The organism is Paraburkholderia sp. BR10923 (assembly GCF_040948765.1).
GTDB classification, from domain to species: Bacteria; Pseudomonadota; Gammaproteobacteria; order Burkholderiales; family Burkholderiaceae; genus Paraburkholderia; species Paraburkholderia youngii.
On sequence record NZ_JBFPKO010000006.1, the window covers coordinates 333,958 to 356,150 of the forward strand.

Sequence of the window (22,193 nt, forward strand, 5' to 3'; positions counted from 1 at the left end):
AGGGTTTTTGCGCTTACCTCGAACTATCCAAGCGTCACATCTGCGCCCGTTTCGCTCGACTTCAGAATCGCGATACAGATTTCCAGCGTGCCCTTCGCCCATTCGCCATCGTGAAGGGGCGAGCGTGCGTCCACGACCGCGCCATACAACTCGTCGATGACTTCGGCGCGCGGCACGGCGGGCGCAGACAGCGGCAGCGTATGGCGCTTCTCGTCGCCGTAGACGACGATCGAATCGGGCAGCGGGCGCAGGTCGGCGCGTTCGCACGAGACGATGATCGGGCCGAAATGCTGATGAAAACGCGGCGGCTCGTGCGCGTCGGCCGTTGGCGGCTTGTATGCGGAACCGCCGTAGGTGCCGGCCGCTTTGAGCCTGGCCTCGTCGCCCGAGGACGCGAGCGTCTCCAGACGGCGGCGGGCGCTGCCGTACGTGTCGGGGCTCGTACGATCGCCCATTTCGCCGATCCAGCCGCTCCACTCTTCGGTGTTGAAGTGGCCATAGCCGTTGTACGAGAGCGAGGCATAAGCACCGTTCTCGAACCAGATCAGCGCCGAATAGGCGCCTTCGGTCGGGCGGGACGGATCCCACCGTCCCACGCTCGCGCGCAGCCGCGTCGCGCGCGAGCCGGCGAGCATTCGCACGATATCCACCTGATGAGCCGCCTGGCTGAAGACGGCGCCGCCACCTTCAGCCGTGGCCAGCTCCTCGGGCCGGCGCGGGCGATACAGATAGTCGGTGTAGTTGACGGCCTGGATCATTTTCACCGCGCCGAAATCGCCACGTCCGATCAATTCGCGCGTACGCAGGTACGGCGTGTCGAAACTATGGCAATGGCCGACGATCAGATGCACGTTCGCTGCGCGGCATGCGGCGATCATGCGATCGCAGTCCGCAGCGGCGAGCGCCATCGGCTTTTCGACCAGCACGTGCTTGCCTTTTGCCGCGGCAATTTCAGTGTGCTGCGCGTGGAACTGGTGCGGACTCGCAACGTAGATGATCTCGACGTTGGGGTCAGCCGCCAACTCCGCCACGTCCGCATAGGTGGGCGCCGCGAAGTCGGCGGCGAACTGCCGCCGCGCTTCGTCACGCGGATCGCACGCAGCGACGAGCTGGACTCTGGGGTCGCGCAGGAAGGTCGGCAGCATCAGCGAGAATGCCCGTCCCAGTCCTGCGACCCCGATGCGCAAACGGCGCTGCTCCATGGCCGTGTGCCTCCCGTTATTGCTTGACCTGATAGTCCGTTGCGAGCGCGGACGGCTGGTCGGCCGGTTCCGGATTCTTCTTGCTGACGTAACGCGCGGCATACGTGCGCCAGTCGATTTCCTTCGGCACGACTGCCTGGTACGAACACACTTCGCGGGGAATCGCTTTTGCACCGGTGCCGATTGCGTCGCCATCTTTCTCGAATTCGGCGAGCGCATCGATCATGCGGCGACGGAATTCGACGATGGCGAGATCGCTCGCGCCGAGGCGCTCGTCCGAGCGGTTCGCAATCGGGCCCATCGTGACCCACATCGCAATGTCCTGGTTCGGGAAGCCCGAAATGCCGGTGAAATTGCCAGCCTTCATCGCCTGGCGGTCTTGCCAGAAGCGGTTGTCGTGATTGCGCAGCGGGCGATAGTACTGGTCGAGGTCAACGCCGACCTGCTGACGCAGGAACTTGCGCCAAGTTTCGGTTTCCGGCGTCGTCTCCGGATCGCCCCAGGCGATGAAGTAGAACGCCGTGTTCGTGTCGTCCATCGGCACGTTGATGTTCGCAACGTTGTACAGGTTGTTCGGCGGAATCAGCACCGTTCCCGGCGCCACGAACACCGTGGAGCGCACGTAGTCGTGCGTGTTGGCGTTGAAGATCGGGCGGCGCAGCGCGGCGTAACGGAAGCCGTAGTCGGTGCGCTCGACCTGCAGGCGCGGGGCCTTGTCGGTGGACGGGCGCAACCAGTTCTTCGCGGTCGCTTCGGCGCCGCCCACGCGCGCCGGCACGAAGTCCGACGAATGCAGGCTGGAGCTGTGCGCGGAGTCGATCGCGCCTTCGAGGATTTGCGCCCAATTGCACGGCAGCAGCGCCTTGGCGATGCTAACGCGGGTGTCGGAAGTCGGCGCCCAGGCCGGCGGCACGAATTCGGGGATCGCGTCTTGCGGGCCCATATATGCCCATACCATGCCTCCCCATTCCTGCACCGGGTAGGCCTTGTGCTTGACCTTGTCGGTCATGCAGCTCGCTGCCGGCTCGGACACCATTTCAAGCACGTTGCCCGAGACGTCGAACTTCCAGCCGTGATACAGGCAGCGCAGGCCGGAGTCTTCATTGCGGCCGTAGACGAGCGATGCGCGACGGTGCGGGCAGTACTCGTCCAGCACGCCAACGCTGCCTTCCGAGTCCCGGAATACAACGAGGTCCTCGCCAAATACGCGCGCTTTGACCGGCGCGCCATCCGGCTCGCTGACTTCTTCGATGAGGCAAACCGGCGTCCAGTGCCGGCGCATCAGTTGGCCCATCGGGGCATCGCCTTCGACGCGGCACAGCAATTCATTTTCTTGGTGGGTCAGCATGTAATGTCTCCCGGCGAAAGCTCGCCTTCATCAACAGGGGTTGCTCAACTATATTAGATATCTAGTGAAAATGGCAAGAGCCTTTCGAGACATCCGGGAAAGTACGTATGGTCGAAAGCGACCCTGGCTCAGGAATATTCGATCTCTAATATGAAGTGGCGGGATTCATCGCCGATGGATCGGATTTGCGAGGCGCTGGTGTTCCACCCGGCTAGTCTCGAAAGACGAAAGGATTCAAGCCACGCTGATGTTGGAACGCTGGCAAATTCGCGGCGTTCTATGTTGGACGGCTATGATAGAGCCCTTGATAAAGCCGGATTGAACGGACATGACAGACTCTGAATTGAAAGATGTCGAAGCCCCTGTGCGGGAAAGTGACAACAGTCTTGTGTGGTCAGACGCACGGCTACTCGGCTTCACGCCGATGGATGACGTGCATAAGGAATTCTACGAAGTCGCGCTACGGCTCGTGACCTGCACCGATGCGAGCGCCCTTGCCGCGATCGAGGAATTCGAAAAACACGCCGTCAGCCATTTCGAGCAGGAAGACGAATGGATGCGCACGACCAACTTTCCCCCGCGCGATTGCCACATCGAAGAACACGAAGCCGTGCTGAAGTCAGTGCGGGACGTTAAAGCAGCGGTCGAAGCAGGGCAGGCTGGTTGCGCGCTGGTGCATGACATCGGCATGCATCTGTACAACTGGTTTCCCGGACACGCCGACTACCTGGATTCGGCGCTTGCCGCATGGATGACCAAACAGACGATGGGTGGAAAGCCTGTTGTGTTAAGACGGACGATTTGAAGTTTGCCGTTTCGACCGTCGAAATACACTGGGCGCCATAAGTTGTAGCCGGCAGACTGCTGGCTCAACCCATGTCGCGTAGTTCCCGCCGCAAAATCTCGCGAGCGGTTGATTTCCGTAGCGTCCTTTGCGCGCTCAGAGTTTTACTGCACTGCGGCTCCCGTCAACGCATCGTCGCTTGCGGGCGTCGTTGCTGGAATCTCCGCGGACGATATCAGCCCCGTTCAACTACCCGACTCGCGCAGCACGACATCGCCCAATTCGGCGAGGCGGGGGGCATCGACGCGCACGCTCGGGCAGGAGATGCCCATGGCGGCGATCATCTCATCGTGCGCGTCGTAGATGGGGCGAGCCACGCAGCGGATGCCATCGGTGAATTCCTCGTCATCGATGGCATAGCCGCGCTGACGTGTCAGTTCCAACTCTTGCGCGAGAGCCGGCTCCGAGGTCAGGGTGCGCAACGTGTAGGGGACCAATTCCGCCGGCGCTTCGGCATGGCCGAAGGCCAGGAACGCTTTGCCGAGCGCCGTGCAGTGCAGCGGCGACAGGGCGCCGATCGGATGATCGACCTTGAGCGGCAAGGTCGAGTCGACCTTGTCGATATACCAGACGCGCGAGCCGACCAGCACCGCCAGATGCGTGCACTCCCCGGTGGACGCAGCGAGCCTTTCCAGCGCCGGGCGCCATGCTTCCTTGATCGCCACGACTTCCTCGAGCGTGCGTTGTACCGGCTTGCCCGGCTGACTGCCGTTCGAGGCCAGATAGCGCCGGTTGGAATCCTGCGCCGCATAGCCGGCGGCAACCAGCGTCTTCAGAAGATGGGCGGCCATGGATTTGTCCATTTCGAGTTCGCTCGCGAGTTCCGTTAGCCGGACGGGGCCGCGATGAGTCCGCAGATACGTCAGTGCTTCGAGGCCACGAGTCAGGGACTGGAGCAGCCGCATGAATATCCCTCCACGCCAATAAAAGTTTTTCTATGTAAAACACCAGAAGTTTTACATAGGAAAACTGTAGCCGAAAAATCACCCAATGTAGGGAATTACACGGATTTTTTTACGCTAGATGTGAAGTACTGTTGTGCGTATGCAAATTTAGCGCTGGTGAATCAGGTCGGTCTGAGGGGCGAGTTAAGTTTTTTAATCCAAGTTGTTTTGCATGCGTCAACTTTACGGAGGCAGGCATGTTGGGGAGACACGGAGTAAAGCGTCGCGCGCTTGTGCTGGCTGCACTACTGGCTTCAGCCGCGGGATTCACGACCCCGGCCTTCGCGGATTCGGGCGAAGTGTCGATCAGCGACTATTTCACGGGCGACATGGGAGAGAAGGCGTTCAACGAACAGCTCGCCAAATTCACCACGGCGACCGGGATCGCAATCAAGCAAAGCCCGGTGGGACACGAAGATTTCAAGTCGGTGATACTGGTGCGCGCGGCCGGACATAGTCTGCCCGACGTATTCAGTTTCTGGGCGGGCGCCAAGACGCAATTCATCGCCGATTCGAAGAGCCTTCATCCGATCGACGGCATGTGGAAGTCCGCGGGGCTGGATTCCGTGATCTCCAGGCCGATTGCGGCGGCGGCGACGAGCTACAGCGGGCATCGCTATCTGGTGCCGGTCGACTATCACTTCGTCGGCGTTTTCTATAACCCGAAGGTGATGGCCAAGGCGGGCATCACGACGATGCCGACGACGTGGGACGGCTTCCTCGCCATGTGCAAGCAACTCAAGTCGCAAGGGATCACGCCGATTGCGATGGGTTCGAAGAATCGTTGGCCCGCGCAGTTCTGGTTCGATTACATGCTGTTGCGTACCGCGGGGCCGGACTATCGGGCGAAGCTGATGACGGGGCATGCCCGCTACGACGATCCGCAGGTGAGCTCGGTGATGGACCAATGGAAATCCATGTTCGATGCAGGCTATTTCAACAACAACGCCAACGCGATCGACTGGACCGACGCCGCCGACAAGGTCGCGAAGGGCGACGCCGCGATGACGCTGATGGGCACGTGGATCACGGGCTACTGGAACAACAACCATCTGGTGGCTGGCAAGGACTACGACGTTGCGGTATTCCCGCAGATGCAGGCGGGCGTGCCGAACGTCGCGCTTGGTCCGGTGGACGGCCTCGTGATCTCCGCCAACGCGAAGAACGTGGCGGGTAGCGAAAAACTGCTCGACTACATGGTCAGCAACACCGACGTGCAGTCGGCATGGACGTCGTCCCAAGGCGCGCTGTCGGCCAACGTGAAGGTCGACCAGTCCCACTACAGCCCGGTGATGCAAAAGGCCGCCGCGGCGGTCGAGAAGTCCAACGGCTTCGCCTTCAACTATGACCTCGCCACGCCCCCGCCGGTGTCCGAAGTCGGTCTGTCGATGTTTGCGAAGTTCATCGACCAGCCTGGCGATATCAAGAGCCTGCTGACTCAGACCCAGACGGATGCGCAGGCCGCGTTCAAGAAGCAGTAACACCTCCACGAAGGCGGGTCGCCGTGCGGCGGCCCGCCTTGTTTTCCGGTAGAGACGCGAGATGAGGAAACACGATCGGCTATGGCGCGTGGTATTTCTGGCGCTGCCCCTGGGCGTTTTCGGAATCCTGGTGGTGGGACCCCTGCTGTCGTCGTTCTATTACAGCTTTACCGACTGGAATGGCTTTTCGTCCGACTATGATTTTGTCGGACTCTCTAATTTCACGAGGATTCTCAACGACCATCTGTTTTCGCATGCCGCGCTCAATACCGCGCTCTGGATCGTTGCCGCTATCGCGTTGCCGACGCTGCTGGGGTTGGGTCTCGCGCTGCTGCTCGATTCGAAGGTGCCCGGTTCCCGCGTGTTCAAGAGCATCTTCTATCTGCCGATCTGCCTGTCGGCCGTGATCGTCGGCCAGATCTGGATCTGGATCTATCAGCCCGACTGGGGGCTGCTCAACCTGTTTCTGTCGCACGCGGCGGGAACCCCTCACGACTTTGCGTGGCTCGCTAAACCCAATACGGCGCTGTGGTCCGTGATCGTGGCGTGGTCGTGGCAACAGACCGGGCTGTCGATGGTGATTTATCTCGCCGGGCTCACCGCGATTCCCGAAGACCTGCAGGAGGTCTGCCATATCGAAGGCGCGAGCCGCTGGCAGCGCATCCGCCTCGTGATCCTGCCGTTGCTGACGCCCTCCACCGTGGTCGCGGTGGCGCTGTCGGTGATCAACTCACTGAAGGGTTTCGACATTCTCTACATCATGACCGGCGGTGGACCGTTCAACAGTTCCGATACGCTGGCCATGCACATGTACAACGAGAGCTTCAAGAAATACCACATGGGCTATGGCAGTGCGATTTCCGTGGTGCTGTTCCTGATCGCCGTCTCCGTGATCGGCCTGTATTTCCGTCAGTTGCGCAAGGTGGACCGCATCTATGGATGAGCGTCTGTACGCCCGCTTCAATCCGGCGAGAGCGGCCACTTTCACGATTCTCGTGGTGCTGGCGGTGCTGTTCCTGTTGCCCACTGTCGGCGTGTTGCTGTCGTCGGTGAAGGAGCAGCGCGACATTGCGCTGGGCGATCTCTGGAGCTTGCCGGTCAGGCTGTATCTCGGCAATTTCATCGAAGTGCTGTCGAAGCCCTCCGTACACCAGTATTTCGTGAACACGCTGATCGTCACCGTGCCCGCCACGATCGTGTCGACCGCGCTCGGCGTGCTCGCCGGCTACGTATTCGCCAAGCTGCCTTTTCGCGGCTCGAATGGCCTGTTCCTGGTGCTGGTGTCCGGCATGTTCTTTCCGCCGCAGGTGATTCTGATTCCGCTGTTCCGGCTTTTCAATTTTCTCGGCCTGATCGACACGCTGTGGCCGGTGTTCCTCGTGCATACGGCGCTGGGCATTCCGATCTGCTCGCTGCTGATGCGCAACTTCTTCGCGACCGTGCCGAGCACGCTGCGTGAAGCCGCGATCATGGAAGGCGCATCCGAGCCGCGGGTGCTGCTGTCGGTGGTGTTGCCGCTCAGTTTGCCGGCGCTCGCGGTGCTGGCGACGCTGCAGTTCACGTGGATCTGGAATGACTTTCTGTGGCCGCTGGTGTTCACGCAATCCGACGAGAAACGCACCATCATGCTCGGCATCGTGAACCTGAATGGCCAGTATTCCGTCGCCTGGGGCGTGCAGGGCGCGTTGTCGATTCTGGCGAGCTTGCCGACGCTGCTGGTGTTTCTGTTCTTCCAGCGCTACTTCATCAAGGGCATGACCATGGGCGCGGTAAAAGGGTGATCGAATGGCGCAATTGAGTCTGCAAGGCATACGCAAATCGTTCGCTGGCCATGAGGTGATCCATGGCGTCGAGCTGGACATCGCCGACGGCGAGTTCGTGGTGTTCGTCGGCCCGTCCGGCTGCGGCAAATCGACGATGCTGAGAATGATCGCCGGCCTCGAAGATGTGTCGGGCGGGACGATCCATATCGATGGGCGGGATGTGACGCAGGTGCATCCGTCGAAGCGCGAAATAGCGATGGTGTTCCAGTCCTACGCGTTGTTTCCGCACATGACGGTGGCTGAAAACATCGGCTTCGGACTGCGGCTCGCGGGTGTCGACAAGCGCGAGATCAGGCGGCAGGTGGGGGAGGTCGGCAAGACGCTCCAGCTCGACCGTCTGCTGGAACGCACGCCGAGAGAATTGTCGGGCGGGCAGCGGCAGCGTGTAGCGATCGGGCGCGCCATCATTCGTCATCCGAAGATCTTTCTGTTCGACGAACCGCTTTCGAATCTCGATGCCGCGTTGCGCGTGCAGTTGCGCCTCGAGATCGCGCGACTGCATGCGGAGTTGCGCGCCACGATGGTGTACGTCACGCACGACCAGGTCGAGGCGATGACGCTGGCGGACCGGATCGTCGTGTTCAACGGCGGCAAGATCGAGCAGGTCGGCACGCCGATGGAGCTGTATGAACGGCCCGCGAATCTGTTCGTCGCGCGCTTTATCGGCGCGCCTGCGATGAACGTGCTGCCGGCGTCGGCGTGGCCGCATCTGACGAGTCCGGATCATGCCGGAGCTCGCAGCGCGCCGGACGGTGTGGACTGTATCGGTATCCGGCCCGAGCACGTCACGCTTTGCGCGCGCGGACAGGCGAGTGTTGGCGGGCGCATCGAACTCGTCGAGCAGCTTGGCGCGGAGACACTGTATTACCTCGGCATCGGCAATGGCCTGCCCACGCTCACGGTACGCTCGCCGCTCGCGCACGCGGTGCGCCGCGGAGACGAAGTCGGACTAAAAGTGGACAGCTCGAAGCTGCATCGCTTCGGCCCGGACGGGATCGCGATCGGGAATCACGCCGCTCGAAGCGATGAACGCACACCATCGCCAACAGAGACTTTTCAAATAGAGGAAGAAAAATGACGGGATCTCGTTTTCGCGTGGGGATCATCGGTGCGGGTCGCATCTCCGATCTGCACGCCATCGAATACCTGCAAAATCCGTTGGCACGCATCGTCGGCGTCTGCGACCGGGATGTGGCGCAGGCGCGTAGCAAGCTCGCGGCCTGGGGCATTCCCGACGTCACGGTCGAGGAGGACGTGGATCGTTTCCTCGCGCGTGAGGACATCGATCTGGTCGAAATCCTGTTGCCGCATCATCTGCACCTGCCGGTGGCGCTTAAGGCGATGGCTGCAGGCAAGATCGTGTCGCTGCAAAAACCGATGTGCGTCGATCTCGCCGAGGCGGACCAACTCGTGGCGGCCGCCGAGGCCTATGACCGGCCTTTCAAGGTCTTCGAGAACTTCATCTTCTATCCGCCGGTGCTGAAGGCGCGCGAACTGATCGATCAGGGCGCGATCGGCACGCCGCTGTCGATCCGCATCAAGTCGAACCCGGCGCGCAGCGCGACGGCGTGGGAAGTGCCGCCGTCCGCATCGGCATGGCGCAGCGAAAAGTCTCACGCGGGCGGCGGGCCGCTCGTATTCGACGACGGGCATCACAAGTTCGCGCTCGCCTGGCATTTCATGGGAGATCCGGAAGAGGTGCATGCGTTTATCGGCGATACCGAAGGTCCGGGCGGTATGCGTTTCGATGCACAGTCGATCATCTCATTCCGGTTTCCCGGCAATCGTATCGGCAATCTGGAGATCGTCTATTCGCCGGACATGGAGCTCATCACGCGACACTATGCGCAGGACGATCGCGTCGAGATCACCGGCACGTCGGGTGTGCTCTTCATCAACGGCGGCCATGGACGGCTCGGGGCGACACCGCCCGTGACCCTGTACCGGGACGGCCAGATCACGACCTACGACGTGCCGAGCGGATGGGAGCAGAGCTTCGTGCTGTCGACCCGGCATTTTCTGAATGCGCTGCGCACGGGCGGGGCGCCGGTGCTGACGGCGAGGGAGGCCCGCCAGGTGCTGCGTTTCGCGTCGGCGGCCGAGCAGTCGGCTCGTGAAGGCAAGGCGATTCGCCTGGCATTTTGATCCCGCGAGGGCACAACCATGTCTGATCTCGTTACTTCGTCGAAGCAGCTTCCGGTCACGACAGAAAGCCGCGCCGCCTGGTTGCGCGAGGCGGGCGGGCTGAGCGCGGCGTTCGCGGACGGCCTGCTGTCCGATGTCGTCGAACTGCCTTTGGCCGAAGCGCTCGTGCTGGGATTGATGAAGCAGGGCGTGATCAAGTACCTGGCGATCTTCGGACACGGCAATACCGCGATCGCCGAGATTCTGCGTATCTACGAGGCGCACGGTCTGGTGAAATGCTGGCAGTTCCGCAACGAAGTGGAAATGGCGCACGCGGCCACCGCGCTTTCGTGGGTTTACGGCGAAGTTCCCGCGGTGCTCACGTCGATCGGGCCCGGCGCGTTGCAGGCGCTCGCCGGCTCGCTGGCCGCGGCGTCGAACGGGGTCGGTGTCTACCATCTGTATGGCGATGAGACGACACACGGCGAGGGCTACAACATGCAGCAGATTCCGCGGCCGGGGCAGGGACTGTTTGGCTCCCTGACAGAACGGATGGGGGCGTCCTATACGCTGCATACGCCCGCCGCGTTGCGCGATGCGTTGCGCAACGGCAGTGCGGCCGTGTTTCATCCGTGGCGGCCGGCGCCGTTCTATCTGAATCTGCCGCTGAACACGCAACTGGCGCGGGTATCGCTGAGACTCGATGCGCTTGCGGCCCGACCCGTGTGGCCGCGTTTGCCGATACCGGACGAGGCGTCCCTGGCCGTGGCTGCGAAGCTGATCGCGGGCGCGGACAGGGTGGCCATCAAGGTCGGTGCCGGCGCGCGTCATGCGGCGGTGGCGGTACGGCGGCTGGCGGAAGCCAGCGGTGCGGTCGCGGTGCTGAGCCCCGGAACGGTTGGTGTGCTGCCCGACGCGCATCCGCATAACCTGCACGTGGCGGGCTCGAAAGGTTCGATCAGCGGCAACTGGGCCATGCAGGAGGCCGAGCTGCTGATCGTGATCGGCAGCCGCGCGGTTTGCCAGTCGGACTGCTCGGGCATCGGCTGGCCCAAGGTTCGTCATGTGGTCAATATCAACGCCGATCCGACCGACGTCCAGCACTACAACGAAAGCACCGCGTTGCTGGGAGATGCTGCGGCCATTTGCGAGCGGCTGGCGCTGGCGCTGGCCGGTCCGTTGACCCCGGCGAAATCGGCATGGCTCGACGAGGCCGCGCGCAAGAAAGCCGAGTGGCTGGGCTTGCGCGACGCACGCGCCGGCGGCCCGCGGTGTTTCGATGCGGTCTGGCGGCGCGAGGTGCTGACGCAACCGCAGGCCATCGCCATCGCCGAGCGTTTTTGCCGCGAGATCGGTGCGCTGAAGTTTTTCGATGCCGGCGACGTTCAGGCTAACGGCTTCCAGGTGATCCGCGACGACTTGCCCGGCGAAACGTATACCGAGTCCGGCGCGTCGTATATGGGTTTCGCCGTTTCCGCGCTGCTGTCTCAGGCGATCGCGCGGCAAGGATGCTATGGCGTCGCGTTCACCGGCGACGGCTCATTCATGATGAATCCGCAGATCCTGATCGACGGTATCGAGCATGGTGTTCACGGCACCATCCTGCTGCTCGACAACCGCCGCATGGCGGCGATCAGCAGCTTGCAGGAAGCGCAGTTCGATACCGATTACCGCACCAACGATTCGGTCGCCGTCGATTATGTGGCGATGGCGGGAGCGGTGGCGGGCGTAATGGCGTTGTCGGCGGGCGATACGGAGCGAGGTCTGCGCGATGCGCTCGCGAAGGCGCACGCTCACCCTGGCCTGAGTCTGATTCACGTGCCGGTCTATTACGGTGCGGACCCCGCAGGCGGGATGGGTGCGTATGGCCAGTGGAACGTCGGCCCGTGGTCCGACGGCGTGCAGGACGCTTATACGAAGACGCGAATCTGAAGGGGCGAGCATGTACGAATCTTGTGGCCTGCTGATCGATGGCGCGTGGCGCTGTGCGTCCGACGGTGAATCCATCGTGGTCAGAAGTCCGGCGACCGGCGAGCCGGTTGGCAGCGTGCCCGCCGCGACCGAAGCGGACGAAGCCGCTGCGCTCATGTGAAGAAGGTTACGATGGAGCTGGGCGGCTCGCAACGACCAGGTTCCGCAATTGTGGTCAGGTCTGCATCTCGCCGTCGCGGTTCTATGTGCACCGGTCGATCCTGATGCCGTTTGCGTGGAGAGCGCACTGTCGCTGATCGAGGATGCCCGCGCCCGTGGTGCGCGAGTATTGGCTGGCGGCCGACGGCCGTCCCATCTCGAACGTGTACCCGTTGCGGTAGCCTCGGATACTCGATTACCTGACGCCCAAATACATTCGTCATCGCCTGATCGTAAGGAATGGGACATGAATCAAAAACCGCGTGGCCTGGACAATGGCCTGACGAACTACGGTGATCACGACTTCGCGCGCTATCTGCGCCGGTCGTTTGCCAAATCGATGGGCTACACCGGCGAATCGCTCGACAAGCCGATCGTCGGGATCTGCACCTCGGAGAGTGGTTTCAACAACTGCCATCGTCACTTCCCCGAAATGGTCAAGGCGGTCGAGCGCGGTGTGCTCGCGGCGGGCGCGTTGCCGGTGGTATTTCCGGTGATTTCGCTTGGCGAGGTATTCCTTTCGCCGACTTCGCTGGTCTATCGCAACCTGATGGCGATGGCCGTCGAGGAAATGATCCGCGCCCAGCCGATGGATGCGGTGGTGATGCTCGGCGGATGCGACAAGACCGTGCCGGCGATGTTGATGGGCGGGATCTCCGCAGGGCGGCCCGCCGCCATGGTGGTGGCCGGTCCGATGATGACCGGTCGACATCGCGGCGAGCGGCTTGGCGCTTGCACGGACTGCCGCCGCTTCTGGGCGAATTTCCGCGCGGGGAAAGTCCCGGAGCAGGAGATCAGGCAGGTGGAGGGGCGTCTGGCCGTCACCGCGGGAACGTGTGCGGTCATGGGTACGGCGTCGACGATGGCGCTGATCGCGGAAACGCTGGGCATGATGCTGCCCGGGTCGGCGGCGATCCCGGCCGTGCACGCGGATCGGCTGCGCAATTGCGAGGAAACCGGAGCGCTGGTTGCGCGCATGGCCCTCGATGGCGGACCGAAACCGGCCGAGATCGTGACGCCCGCATCGGTGCGCAACGCGTTGCGCGTATTGTTGGCGGTCTCCGGTTCGACCAATGCCGTGATTCATCTGGCGGCGATCGCCGGTCGTATCGGACTGAAAATCGATTACGACGAGTTCAACCGGCTGTCAGATGAAACGCCGGTACTCGTGGATCTCAAGCCGGTAGGCAACGGCTACATGGAGGATTTCCATGCGGCCGGCGGGCTGGAGGGCGTTCTGCGCGGACTGATGCCCCAACTCGATCTGACTTGTCGCGACATCGCCGGGCAGAGCCTCGATGAGCGGTTGAACAAGCCGCTTGCCGATCCGATCGATACGACAGTGATCCGCTCGACGGAGAAACCGGTCAGTGCCGAGGGCGGGCTGATCGTTCTGAACGGCAGCCTGGCGCCTGACGGTGCTGTTCTGAAGCGCGCCGCCGCTACCCCCGAACTGCTCGAACACGAAGCGCGCGCGGTGGTATTTACTTCGCTCGAAGATCTGGCCGCGCGCATCGACGACCCCGATCTGGACGTTCGCGCGGACGACATTCTCGTGTTGCAGAACGCGGGGCCGCGCAGTGCTTCAGGCATGCCCGAAGCCGGCTATCTGCCGATTCCGCAGAAACTTGCGCGGGCGGGGGTGAAGGACATGGTGCGCATTTCCGATGCGCGCATGTCGGGCACTGCATACGGGACCATCGTGCTTCACGTGACGCCGGAGGCGGCGCTCGGCGGCCCGCTGGCGCTGGTGCGCAACGGCGACCGGATCCGGCTGTCGGCGCGGGACAAGCGGATCGATCTGCTGGTTGACGAGGCCGAACTGGCGCGTCGTGCCACTGAGCTCAGTCCGGCGGAAGGGATGTATGCGCGCGGTTACCAGCGGCTTTATCACGATCACGTGCTATCCGCCGCGGCAGGGTGCGATTTTGATTTCCTCACCGCCTTTCCTTCCGACGAGCTCAAGTAAGCTCATCCGTCCCAGCGGTGTCGTCGAAAATGCGCTCGTCGAATTCGATCGGGAAGGGGGCGTTCCGGCTCAGCGTTCCGGCGTCGGATGCGTTCCGGTACTCGGCAAGACGGGCCGAAACGATGTTTCGAATGTGATTCCCGACTATCGCGGTTTGCTTGGGCCCCAGTGTTTCGAGGCGACCCAGCAGGTCGCCGGGGAAGCGAAGCGAAATGTAGGGAGTATCGGGCCCGGCTGGGTTGCGCACTAGCAGCACGTTCAACCGACCGTCCGCCGCAGCCTCTTCGCTGTAGATAGCGTCATCGTGGAAGGAGCGCGATACCGCCTGGGCGACGCGCTCCAGAACACTGCGAGTGATCTGATAGATGGGCATATTCGTCTCCTGATCGGACGCCCGACAATCGTATCACTTTCCCTTTTTCGCGCCCGCACGTAGCGCGTCACCCTGGTACGCGTCGCCGGCCTCAGGCAAATTTGTTTGAGGCTGCGTTATACTCAATTCCATGGATACGAAACTGACCTCGCTGAAACTGCACCGTTGGTGGCACGCCTGAATCCGGCGGCCCGTTTCCACACACATACGCATATTCGCAAACGTGATGCCGCCAGTCCTGGCGGCATTTTCGTTTCAGCACGCTCGTGGCTGGTGGCATCGAAATCAGGAACCTGCTGTCCATGACACACACCAACCGCCCCACGATCTTGACCGGTGACCGCACCACCGGCCCGCTTCACCTCGGCCACTATATCGGCTCGCTGCGTGCGCGCGTCCAACTTCAGCATGAGGCACAGCAGTTCCTGCTTCTCGCTGACACGCAGGCGTTAACCGACAACGTCGGCCGGCATCAGAAAGTTACCCGGAACGTCATCGAAGTAGCGCTCGACTATCTTGCGGTGGGCATCGACCCAGCAAAGTCGACCATCTTCATCCAGTCCCAGGTGCCAGAACTGGCCGAGCTGTTTCAGTATCTGCTGAACGTCGTGACGGTCGCGCGCCTCGAGCGAAACCCGACCATCAAGGAGGAGATTCGCCTGCGCGGTTTCGAACGCGACATCCCGGCGGGCTTCCTGACGTATCCGATCAGTCAGGCGGCTGATATCACCGCGTTCAAGGCAACCCACGTACCCGTGGGCGATGACCAGCTACCGATGATCGAGCAGACCAACGAATTGGTGCGGCGCTTTAACAACACCGTCGACCGACCTGTGCTGATCGAATGCGATGCGGTGCTGTCACAGGTCACGCGATTACCCGGCATCGATGGCAAAGCGAAGATGAGCAAGTCCCTCGGGAACGCCATCGCACTAGGCGCCACGCCGGACGAAATCACCAGGGCAGTCAACAACATGTACACCGACCAGAACCACTTGCGAGTCAGCGATCCTGGTCAGGTGGAAGGCAATGTCGTGTTCGCGTTTCTCGATGCGTTCGAACCGGACGTGCAGAAGGTCGACCAACTGAAATCCCACTATCGGCGGGGTGGACTCGGCGATAGCGTGATCAAGCGCGTGCTGAACGAGCGGCTCCAGTCGCTCATTGAACCGATTCGCACACGACGTCGCGAGCTGGAGCAAGACCCGGCCGAGGTGCTTGCGATCCTGCGTCGCGGTACGATGCGCGCACGGGAGGTGGCTGGAGAAACTTTGTCGGAGGTCAAAAGCGCGCTGGGCTTGACCTACTTTCAGAGCTGAACAGAGGAGATCGGCTGTGTCGCGCCCGTCCGCTATTCCCCACGTTCCATCACGTCAGTGAGGTAGGCGACGTCGTCAGTCTCCGACAGCGGCGTTGCCAGATGCTCACCAAAAAGCTCCAGTGCCTCTTTCGTATAGGGCTGTTGCCAGTGCCATTCCAACGCAGCCTGATCTTTCCAGCGCTCGAACACCACGATCCGTCTGACGAAGGCGAGAACGATGTCGTCCTCCGCTCGCTTCGGTGAGCATCAGGTAGGCGTCGTCGTGCGTCACGTGCCTGTTTATTTTCGACGGCGGCAAGAATCAGCAATCGCGGTGGCGGATTTCGCAATTGCCGCGTCGAGGCACAACCGGCAGCATGGAGTCACATCATGCATCGCTCTCCCTTGCCGGGGTCGCTTCAATGCTGCATCGCGACAACGGTTCGCCATTTTTATTTGCGGTTTTTGGCCCTGGGTCGATTCAAATCCTCGAAGAATCGGTTGTTGCCGCAGAAGGCGATGATGAACCGCATGATCTGGCCAGGTATTCGCGACGAAATCGAAATCTCGAAGCTGGACTGTGCGGTCGTCTTATCCGACGACACATCGAGGGCGCAACAAATCACGGAATTGTCGCGCCGCAGGAGCCTTAAGAGCAGTTTCCGACCTCTGGAGATCGTGATGCAAACGCTGTCACACTGGATCGTTGTTCTTACCAATGCGTACATGGAATACACGACGTGCAATTGGAATGCCACGCACGTCTACCGGCGCACGGTTGGATACGACCAGGTGATATGGTGCTGAACGGGAGGCGGCTTGTTGTTCCTTGCGGTGCGTGACGGTTCTCGTTCAACACTCGCAGCTTGTAAATTACGTCTTTTTCACGTAGGCGTTACACCATCCTTTTGCTTCGACCAGCTTGCCCCCATAGGTCGGGCACGGCCCATTCGTGGAACCGGGTTTGCCCTGATACAGTTGGCAATTGGCGCAAGTCTGCCCCGTCTGGTACCGAGGGAATTTCGCCTTGTCGACCTTCGACGCGTCCATCTTGTATCCGAGCGCCTGTGCGGTCGGATCGTTTTCGGCGAGCACGGGCGCGTCCGCGTTTGACTTCGTCGAGACAACGGTCGTCGAGGCAACGGATGCGGCAAGTATCATGAAATGACGGCGAGAGAGCGACACGATCGAAACTCCTTTCGAGGCACAATCAGACGGCCGCAAAGTGGCGGTGAACCGGTCAATCGCGAACCGCCTCGTCATAACACATGAGCAATCGGCATACCTTTCGACCGTCGAACACCGGTTTCGCAGCCCGCTTGCTGCTCGACCTATCACATTACGACATATTGAAAGCGAGGACGTGCGCAGTCCCGCGTGACTCTCGTGTCATCCGTCTACCGGCGAACGCATGTCATTGCTGCTTGAGGTGCAGATCGTTGTTCACGGATTGCACCCCCGGTACGCTGTGGGTCACCGCGAGTGCTTCCAGAATCTGAGCCTCTGAATCCACGTATCCCGACAACTGCACGACGCCTCGATACGTTGCCACGCTGAGCGGTAACGATCGTAGCGTGGGGTCCGCGGCAAGCGCCTGCTTCACCCGGCCGGCGAGCGTGGCGTCGTCCGTGGCGACTGCCGTCGGCGCGGTCGCGGACGGTCTCGCTGTGGTCGTCGACTTGCAGCCGTTGGTGAACATGAACGCGAGCAACGCGAACATAGCGACGATCAGTAACCGGCCTTTGATGTAGGGCGCCTTTCGCATTGAAGTCGATTTCCTGAAGAAGCTCTGAATGAAACATTCGTACATTCACTTCATCTAAACGAAGCGGTCCGGCTCTCTCGAGTATACGGCGTCGGGCGGGGCTTGGACGATTCGACCACGCATCCTCAAAGGTGGCGGTTATTCGACGTCGAGGAGCGGTAAATGCCGGCGTTGAAACCGCGCCAGTCCTGGCTACAGGCTTTCCCGCCCACCGCCTTCGCGATCGTCATGGCGACAGGCATCGTCTCCATCGCTGCGCATCTGCTTGACTACGACATCGTTGGCTGGCTCCTTCTCGGCATCAATGCGGTGACGTGGCCTGTCTTGCTCGCCATCACGTTATGCCGTCTGTTGCGCTATCCGCGCGCGGTGCATGCCGATATTGTCGATCACAGCCGCGGGCCGGGCTTTCTGACACTGGTCGCGGCGACGGCTGTGCTCGGCAGCCAACTATCGGTGTAGCACGTCCTGCCGCGCGTCGTGCCATGGTTCCTCGGTCTCGCGGCCGCGATGTGGCTCGTCATCACCTATACGTTTGTCGATGCCGTTACTCGTTTCGATAGCGATCGTCGTCATGGGTCTCAAGCTGGCGGTGAGCGAGGCTCCGCCTTGGCCGAGACGATGCGGCATGCGGCGCGCCGCGCGGCGTTGAATAACGGTCATTGCGCAACTCAACCGAAAGCGCGGAATCGCCTAGACTACAGAACCTACGGACGCTGTCGTCCCCGCGACTCTACCCGGCCATGGCGCATATCTTTTTCGCAGCTTCGATTCAGCGACATATCGCAACGCCCGAGCGCGAGATCGACGCGCGCACACTCGGCGAAGCGCTCGAAGCCGTGTTCGTCGCGCAACCTCGACTGCGCGGCTACATTCTTGACGATCAGGGCTCGCTGCGGCCGCATCTCGCGGTGTTCGTCGACGGCCGGCGGGTCCACGACCGGGAACATCTGTCCGACGCGCTCGGCGAGCAAAGCCGGGTTTACGTGGTTCAGGCGCTGTCGGGCGGGTGAGAGGCCTATCAGTACTCGAGGAGTCACTCGATATGAGCGATCGATTGCTTGTCGCGACCCGCAAGGGCCTGTTCGATGTCAGAGCCGATGGTGAGGGCGGCTGGCACTTCGGCGATCTGCATTTCGCCGGCGAGCCAGTGAGTATGGTGCTGCGCGATCCGCGCGACAGCTCGCTGTATGCGGCGCTCAATCTCGGCCACTTCGGCGTGAAGCTGCATCGCCGGCGCGCGGGCATCGCGGATTGGGAGGAGTGCGCGGTTCCGGTCTACCCGCCGCAGCCTGCCGACGAGACGCCTGCCGGAAACGGCGCGCACGCGAGCGCAGGCGCCGACAGCGATGACGAAGCCCCGCCCAGCCGGCCAGCCACTCCCTGGACGCTTCAGCAGATATGGTCGCTCGAAACAGGCGGCCCCGACGAGCCGGGCGTCTTGTGGGCCGGCACGATTCCAGGCGGGCTTTTCCGATCCGGCGATGGCGGCGACACGTGGGTGCTCAACCGCGCGCTGTGGGATCGCCCGGAGCGCCGTGAATGGTTCGGAGGCGGCTACGACGCGGCGGGAATCCATTCCGTGATGGTCGATCCGCGCGACAGCCGGCACGTGACGATCGGTGTATCGTGCGGCGGCGTCTGGCAAACCGACGACGGCGGTGCGAGCTGGCGCGTGAGTGCCGAGGGCATGGAAGCCGACTACATGCCGCCGGAGCGGCGCGGCGACGCCAACGTGCAAGACCCGCACCGCGTCGTGCAATGCCCGGCAAACCCGGATGCGCTGTGGACTCAGCATCACTGCGCCATCTTCCGCTCGCTCGACGGTGCGGCTCACTGGCAGCGGATCGAAGCGCAGCCATCGAGCTTCGGCTTCGCGGTTGCCGTCCATCCGCGCGACCCGGACACCGCGTGGTTCGTGCCTGCCGTGAAAGACCAGTGCCGCATTCCGGTGGACGGCCAATTCGTCGTCACTCGCACACGCGACGGCGGCCGCACGTTCGAACGTTTCTCGAACGGGTTGCCGCGAAAACCGGCGTATGACCTTGTGTATCGGCACGGGCTCGCGGTGGATGACTCTGGCATGCGCCTCGCGATGGGGTCGACCACCGGCTCGCTCTGGACGTCCGACGACGGCGGTGAAAACTGGCAATTGATTTCAGCGCATTTGCCGCCTGTTTATTGTGTTCGGTTTGGATGAGGGTTCTGCGTCAGAAGACTTTCGAGGCGGCGGCGCGCGCGCCATGCCCACATTGGTCAGCGTGCCGCCACGCGTATCAACCTTGCCGCCGGACCCGGCTCCCGCGGCGCATCTGCCTGGTCAACGGCGACGCGCCACTTCGGAAACGTGCCGGAGCCGTCGACTGTCCACGACTCGCCCATTTCGTCGACATACATCGCGTTCGCGCTTCGCCTGGCCGCCAACGCGCGCCGCAGCGCGCCCGGCGCAGCGCGTTCGAACGACCGGCTGCCCAGTTCGTTGAACACTGTCGCAAGCGGCCGCCGCGCTTGCCCAGACCGGCTGAGCGGTGTGGCAAGCGGTCCGGCGGGCGCGCGCAGCACCGCGTCGGCGGGCTCGCGGCCGGCGAGGATTGCGCCGAGCAGCGCGGACGGACCGCTCGAAGCCGATGTCTCGCTGGACACATCGGCGGCGCGCTTCGCGTTCGGTGAATCGAGTGCGAGCGGTTCGCTCGCGCCATCGATCTGCACGACGAGGATCACGTGCCAGTCGTCCGGCGTGTTGTTGTAGCGCGGCGCGAGCGATACGAGACGCAACCGCTCGATGTCGAAACCCGCGTCGCGCAGCAGCAGGTATTTGGCGACGGCGAAGTCCTTGCACACGCCGCTTTCGGCAAAGAACCGTGCCGGCGCGTAGTAGCTGCCGTCGGTTCCGTCGCGGTAGCGGACCTCGTTGACGAGAGCGTCAGCGAGCAGCACGGCTGACGCATCGCCGGCCTTCGCGCGCTCTGCCCGCACCTGCGCAACGAGACGGGTCCAGCCGGCGGGTTCGCGCATCAGGTGGCCGCGCAGCGCCTCGCGCAGGCGCTGCACGCGGCCGATAGCATCCGACGATGGTTCGAGCTGCCTGTCGGCAAGCGGCAGCAGGAACATCAGGTCGCCGACTTGCGCGAGTTCCGGGCGGATCTTGCGGTTGGCTTCCCACCACGTCCCGGTGCGCAGGCGCTCGATGCCAGCTTTCAGCTCGCGAGGCGTCGTCGAATCGCTGGGACCCGCATCGAGCGTGCCGGATGCATAGCGTTGCGATGCGTCCGGCAGGTTCGCGGCGCCGGCGACGATGGGCAACAGCGCCGCGGCTGCGAGCGAGCACTGGAGAAAGCAGAGGAGCAGTCGAGCGAGCGGCATAGGTAGACTCCAGGAAGCCACACCGGACGCCGATGCGCGACAGTGTTTCGAAGTCCCTCCGATGGCGTCTTACGCCATTCAGCGCAGGGCAACGCGGGCTGAACCCAACACTGCACGCGACGTGCCAATTCGTCATATTTCTCTACTTCGTTGATTTGCAAAGAGATTGGCTTTGTGGTTCGGGTGCCGCGAACGCTCCGTGGCGCCCATCGCCCAACAGACACGCGATACCTGTTCGCGCTACCCGCACACTTCGAGTGGATGGAAGCCGGAGGCCGTGTCTCCGTTACCATCGCTGTTGGGGATCCTCGACGAAACAGGCGACCACGCGGAACTATCCGAAGGCATTGGGAGGCTTGAATGGCTGCTGACCACGACACGCTGCATCCACTCCGCCCGCTCCTGAAGAACTGGATTTGGGAGCATGGACGAATCGGAACTCGCTATCTCGACTGTAGCGATGGCCAAATCAAGTTTGATGAAGGCAAGAAATCGCGCTTTGCGGCCGAAAAATACGTCTACGTGCCGCTCGATAAGGACGCTGACGGCGACACATCCGCGGATGGCCCTCCGATCCAGGAAGCGGGACTTGCCCGGTTCTTGCGGGCAGCGCAATTGGGCAAGCCAGATGAGGCCGGCTCGGTAGCGGAGATCCACCGCGCGGTTCAGGACTGCGTGGAACTCGGGATGTTCAGCGCATATCAGTCGGACGCCCGGGAGGCATTCGCGCGCTATGCGAACGAGCCGATGTTCGAGGATGAAATCCGCGCGGCAGTCGTTGCTGATATCCGGCGCGGTTACGCGGGTCTGCGCAAGCAACTGGCGCTGTACGATTTCAGCGTGCTTTACGGCTTGGCCACGCCGCTGCTTATTAGCGAGACGCCCTTCATCGACTGGCGCGTGCGAGGGAGTCCAGCGGTACCGTTCGTATCGCTTCCTCTTGGACCTTATTGCCTGCTGGTAGGCGCCCCGTCCGGCAGGAGCAGCCGAGTGGGCCCGGTGGTCTGGAAGGCTGCGACCTCGATGGGGCCGCTGAAGGACCACAACCGGAAAATCGAGGAGCACGCACGCTTGTGGCTGGTCGCGACCACAGACGACCAACTCGTCGCGATACAACACCGCTTCGCTGCGGTTAGAGGCCCCAGAGGCTCATTGCTCCGATGAAACGAGACGATGTCCATCATGGACTCACCAAGGTGCTGTTCAAACGTACAGTAGCGCGCACTTCACGTATCGGCCTAGACTTAACATATGGATATGGACAAGAACGCGGAGCGAGTTATGGTCACCAGGACTGTCCGACGGACACTTTCCACTCTGACTTCGGCGATTACCCATGCGCCCACTAGCAAGCGTCGGATCGAACATACCGTGAAATCGGCTCAACAAAGAGCGGACGAGGCCTGGAGGCGCACGACTCACGGACCGCAAAACTCCCTGGTACGTAAAGATCCGAAAGGGTGATTTTCGCAAGGCAGACGCAAGGCCGAGCCCGTCGGATTGGACGCATATGCTGCTTCTCCCAGA

The 22,193-nt window shown here is 62.2% G+C and carries 23 protein-coding genes; 15 read left to right on the forward strand and 8 right to left on the reverse strand.

Annotation, left to right across the window (positions count from 1 at the left end; translation table 11 throughout):
* Positions 1 to 23: 23 nt before the first annotated feature.
* Positions 24 to 1,202: a Gfo/Idh/MocA family protein gene (locus AB3X94_RS14300; protein ID WP_368611873.1), complete on the reverse strand. Its 1,179-nt coding sequence runs from the start codon at positions 1,200 to 1,202 to the stop codon at positions 24 to 26.
* Between the two features lie 16 nt (positions 1,203 to 1,218).
* Complete coding sequence (locus tag AB3X94_RS14305) at positions 1,219 to 2,550, reverse strand: Rieske 2Fe-2S domain-containing protein (RefSeq protein ID WP_176111155.1); 1,332 nt, start codon at positions 2,548 to 2,550, stop codon at positions 1,219 to 1,221.
* A 328-nt stretch (positions 2,551 to 2,878) separates the two neighbouring features.
* Here AB3X94_RS14305 and AB3X94_RS14310 point away from each other — a divergent pair, with 328 nt between their 5' ends.
* Positions 2,879 to 3,355: a bacteriohemerythrin gene (locus AB3X94_RS14310; RefSeq protein ID WP_176111154.1), complete on the forward strand. Its 477-nt coding sequence runs from the start codon at positions 2,879 to 2,881 to the stop codon at positions 3,353 to 3,355.
* Positions 3,356 to 3,579: 224 nt separating this feature from the next.
* Here AB3X94_RS14310 and AB3X94_RS14315 read toward each other — a convergent pair whose 3' ends face one another.
* On the reverse strand, positions 3,580 to 4,299 hold the full coding sequence (locus AB3X94_RS14315; RefSeq protein WP_176111153.1) for an IclR family transcriptional regulator: 720 nt from the start codon (positions 4,297 to 4,299) through the stop codon (positions 3,580 to 3,582).
* Between the two features lie 236 nt (positions 4,300 to 4,535).
* Between AB3X94_RS14315 and AB3X94_RS14320 the strand changes: the two genes are divergently transcribed.
* The 8 genes from AB3X94_RS14320 to AB3X94_RS14355 all read left to right on the forward strand — a co-directional run bounded on the left by AB3X94_RS14320 (position 4,536) and on the right by AB3X94_RS14355 (position 13,865).
* Positions 4,536 to 5,819, forward strand: coding sequence for an ABC transporter substrate-binding protein (locus tag AB3X94_RS14320; RefSeq protein ID WP_217710241.1), 1,284 nt, complete (start codon positions 4,536 to 4,538; stop codon positions 5,817 to 5,819).
* 61 nt (positions 5,820 to 5,880) lie between these two features.
* Positions 5,881 to 6,762: a carbohydrate ABC transporter permease gene (locus AB3X94_RS14325; protein ID WP_176111152.1), complete on the forward strand. Its 882-nt coding sequence runs from the start codon at positions 5,881 to 5,883 to the stop codon at positions 6,760 to 6,762.
* Positions 6,755 to 7,600, forward strand: a complete 846-nt coding sequence (locus tag AB3X94_RS14330; RefSeq protein WP_176111151.1) for a carbohydrate ABC transporter permease — start codon at positions 6,755 to 6,757, stop codon at positions 7,598 to 7,600. Before AB3X94_RS14325 ends, AB3X94_RS14330 begins: the two co-directional genes overlap by 8 nt.
* Before the next feature lie 4 nt (positions 7,601 to 7,604).
* Entirely contained in the window at positions 7,605 to 8,720 is a 1,116-nt protein-coding gene (locus AB3X94_RS14335) for an ABC transporter ATP-binding protein (RefSeq protein WP_176111150.1), read from the forward strand.
* Entirely contained in the window at positions 8,717 to 9,787 is a 1,071-nt protein-coding gene (locus AB3X94_RS14340) for a Gfo/Idh/MocA family protein (RefSeq protein WP_176111149.1), read from the forward strand. The genes AB3X94_RS14335 and AB3X94_RS14340 overlap by 4 nt, the downstream gene beginning before the upstream one ends.
* 18 nt (positions 9,788 to 9,805) lie before the next feature.
* Complete coding sequence (locus AB3X94_RS14345) at positions 9,806 to 11,698, forward strand: thiamine pyrophosphate-dependent enzyme (protein WP_368611874.1); 1,893 nt, start codon at positions 9,806 to 9,808, stop codon at positions 11,696 to 11,698.
* 10 nt (positions 11,699 to 11,708) lie between these two features.
* Complete coding sequence (locus AB3X94_RS14350; protein WP_368611875.1) at positions 11,709 to 11,858, forward strand: hypothetical protein; 150 nt, start codon at positions 11,709 to 11,711, stop codon at positions 11,856 to 11,858.
* Positions 11,859 to 12,143: 285 nt separating this feature from the next.
* The gene (locus AB3X94_RS14355; protein ID WP_176111957.1) at positions 12,144 to 13,865 is read left to right on the forward strand and encodes an IlvD/Edd family dehydratase; all 1,722 of its coding nucleotides are present in this window, start codon (positions 12,144 to 12,146) and stop codon (positions 13,863 to 13,865) included.
* Here the strand turns inward: AB3X94_RS14355 and AB3X94_RS14360 are convergent.
* Entirely contained in the window at positions 13,858 to 14,238 is a 381-nt protein-coding gene (locus AB3X94_RS14360) for a hypothetical protein (protein WP_176111147.1), read from the reverse strand. The two genes, AB3X94_RS14355 and AB3X94_RS14360, sit on opposite strands and share 8 nt — an antisense overlap.
* A 302-nt stretch (positions 14,239 to 14,540) precedes the next feature.
* Between AB3X94_RS14360 and trpS the strand changes: the two genes are divergently transcribed.
* Entirely contained in the window at positions 14,541 to 15,557 is a 1,017-nt protein-coding gene (gene trpS, locus AB3X94_RS14365) for a tryptophan--tRNA ligase (protein WP_368611876.1), read from the forward strand.
* A gap of 32 nt (positions 15,558 to 15,589) precedes the next feature.
* On the opposite strand, the gene AB3X94_RS14370 is transcribed toward trpS, so the two are convergent.
* Positions 15,590 to 15,751 (reverse strand): hypothetical protein, encoded by a 162-nt coding sequence (locus AB3X94_RS14370; protein ID WP_368611877.1) that lies wholly within the window; start codon positions 15,749 to 15,751, stop codon positions 15,590 to 15,592.
* A gap of 177 nt (positions 15,752 to 15,928) precedes the next feature.
* On the opposite strand from AB3X94_RS14370, the gene AB3X94_RS14375 reads away from it, so the two are divergent.
* Complete coding sequence (locus AB3X94_RS14375; RefSeq protein ID WP_368611916.1) at positions 15,929 to 16,345, forward strand: hypothetical protein; 417 nt, start codon at positions 15,929 to 15,931, stop codon at positions 16,343 to 16,345.
* A gap of 66 nt (positions 16,346 to 16,411) precedes the next feature.
* On the opposite strand, the gene AB3X94_RS14380 is transcribed toward AB3X94_RS14375, so the two are convergent.
* On the reverse strand, positions 16,412 to 16,723 hold the full coding sequence (locus tag AB3X94_RS14380; RefSeq protein WP_176111144.1) for a high-potential iron-sulfur protein: 312 nt from the start codon (positions 16,721 to 16,723) through the stop codon (positions 16,412 to 16,414).
* Between the two features lie 229 nt (positions 16,724 to 16,952).
* Positions 16,953 to 17,303 carry a BON domain-containing protein gene (locus tag AB3X94_RS14385; protein WP_176111143.1) on the reverse strand — a complete coding sequence of 117 codons (351 nt, stop codon included), beginning with the start codon at positions 17,301 to 17,303 and terminating at the stop codon, positions 16,953 to 16,955.
* Positions 17,304 to 17,465: 162 nt separating this feature from the next.
* On the opposite strand from AB3X94_RS14385, the gene AB3X94_RS14390 reads away from it, so the two are divergent.
* The 3 genes from AB3X94_RS14390 (at position 17,466) to AB3X94_RS14400 (ending at position 19,503) form a co-directional block, all read left to right on the forward strand.
* The gene (locus tag AB3X94_RS14390; protein WP_368611878.1) at positions 17,466 to 17,765 is read left to right on the forward strand and encodes a hypothetical protein; all 300 of its coding nucleotides are present in this window, start codon (positions 17,466 to 17,468) and stop codon (positions 17,763 to 17,765) included.
* Between the two features lie 281 nt (positions 17,766 to 18,046).
* Positions 18,047 to 18,316, forward strand: a complete 270-nt coding sequence (locus AB3X94_RS14395) for a MoaD/ThiS family protein (RefSeq protein WP_013093592.1) — start codon at positions 18,047 to 18,049, stop codon at positions 18,314 to 18,316.
* A gap of 32 nt (positions 18,317 to 18,348) precedes the next feature.
* On the forward strand, positions 18,349 to 19,503 hold the full coding sequence (locus tag AB3X94_RS14400; protein WP_176111141.1) for an exo-alpha-sialidase: 1,155 nt from the start codon (positions 18,349 to 18,351) through the stop codon (positions 19,501 to 19,503).
* Positions 19,504 to 19,559: 56 nt separating this feature from the next.
* On the opposite strand, the gene AB3X94_RS14405 is transcribed toward AB3X94_RS14400, so the two are convergent.
* The gene (locus AB3X94_RS14405) at positions 19,560 to 20,666 is read right to left on the reverse strand and encodes a transglutaminase domain-containing protein (RefSeq protein ID WP_368611879.1); all 1,107 of its coding nucleotides are present in this window, start codon (positions 20,664 to 20,666) and stop codon (positions 19,560 to 19,562) included.
* A 360-nt stretch (positions 20,667 to 21,026) separates the two neighbouring features.
* Here AB3X94_RS14405 and AB3X94_RS14410 point away from each other — a divergent pair, with 360 nt between their 5' ends.
* The gene (locus AB3X94_RS14410; protein WP_176111139.1) at positions 21,027 to 21,830 is read left to right on the forward strand and encodes a hypothetical protein; all 804 of its coding nucleotides are present in this window, start codon (positions 21,027 to 21,029) and stop codon (positions 21,828 to 21,830) included.
* Positions 21,831 to 22,193: the final 363 nt, after the last annotated feature.

Bases quoted from the DNA above. Each gene is read 5' to 3' on its own strand.
- AB3X94_RS14320 (WP_217710241.1), top strand. From the start codon at position 4,536: ATGTTGGGGAGACACGGAGTAAAGCGTCGCGCGCTTGTGCTGGCTGCA.
- AB3X94_RS14400 (WP_176111141.1), top strand. From the start codon at position 18,349: ATGAGCGATCGATTGCTTGTCGCGACCCGCAAGGGCCTGTTCGATGTC.
- AB3X94_RS14330 (WP_176111151.1), top strand. From the start codon at position 6,755: ATGGATGAGCGTCTGTACGCCCGCTTCAATCCGGCGAGAGCGGCCACT.
- AB3X94_RS14350 (WP_368611875.1), top strand. From the start codon at position 11,709: ATGTACGAATCTTGTGGCCTGCTGATCGATGGCGCGTGGCGCTGTGCG.
- AB3X94_RS14390 (WP_368611878.1), top strand. From the start codon at position 17,466: ATGCCGGCGTTGAAACCGCGCCAGTCCTGGCTACAGGCTTTCCCGCCC.
- AB3X94_RS14345 (WP_368611874.1), top strand. From the start codon at position 9,806: ATGTCTGATCTCGTTACTTCGTCGAAGCAGCTTCCGGTCACGACAGAA.
- AB3X94_RS14410 (WP_176111139.1), top strand. From the start codon at position 21,027: ATGGCTGCTGACCACGACACGCTGCATCCACTCCGCCCGCTCCTGAAG.
- AB3X94_RS14315 (WP_176111153.1), bottom strand. From the start codon at position 4,299: ATGCGGCTGCTCCAGTCCCTGACTCGTGGCCTCGAAGCACTGACGTAT.
- AB3X94_RS14335 (WP_176111150.1), top strand. From the start codon at position 7,605: ATGGCGCAATTGAGTCTGCAAGGCATACGCAAATCGTTCGCTGGCCAT.
- AB3X94_RS14385 (WP_176111143.1), bottom strand. From the start codon at position 17,303: ATGCGAAAGGCGCCCTACATCAAAGGCCGGTTACTGATCGTCGCTATG.
- AB3X94_RS14360 (WP_176111147.1), bottom strand. From the start codon at position 14,238: ATGCCCATCTATCAGATCACTCGCAGTGTTCTGGAGCGCGTCGCCCAG.
- AB3X94_RS14405 (WP_368611879.1), bottom strand. From the start codon at position 20,666: ATGCCGCTCGCTCGACTGCTCCTCTGCTTTCTCCAGTGCTCGCTCGCA.
- AB3X94_RS14395 (WP_013093592.1), top strand. From the start codon at position 18,047: ATGGCGCATATCTTTTTCGCAGCTTCGATTCAGCGACATATCGCAACG.
- AB3X94_RS14340 (WP_176111149.1), top strand. From the start codon at position 8,717: ATGACGGGATCTCGTTTTCGCGTGGGGATCATCGGTGCGGGTCGCATC.
- AB3X94_RS14310 (WP_176111154.1), top strand. From the start codon at position 2,879: ATGACAGACTCTGAATTGAAAGATGTCGAAGCCCCTGTGCGGGAAAGT.
- AB3X94_RS14375 (WP_368611916.1), top strand. From the start codon at position 15,929: ATGCATCGCTCTCCCTTGCCGGGGTCGCTTCAATGCTGCATCGCGACA.
- AB3X94_RS14355 (WP_176111957.1), top strand. From the start codon at position 12,144: ATGAATCAAAAACCGCGTGGCCTGGACAATGGCCTGACGAACTACGGT.
- AB3X94_RS14325 (WP_176111152.1), top strand. From the start codon at position 5,881: ATGAGGAAACACGATCGGCTATGGCGCGTGGTATTTCTGGCGCTGCCC.
- AB3X94_RS14300 (WP_368611873.1), bottom strand. From the start codon at position 1,202: ATGGAGCAGCGCCGTTTGCGCATCGGGGTCGCAGGACTGGGACGGGCA.
- AB3X94_RS14305 (WP_176111155.1), bottom strand. From the start codon at position 2,550: ATGCTGACCCACCAAGAAAATGAATTGCTGTGCCGCGTCGAAGGCGAT.
- trpS (WP_368611876.1), top strand. From the start codon at position 14,541: ATGACACACACCAACCGCCCCACGATCTTGACCGGTGACCGCACCACC.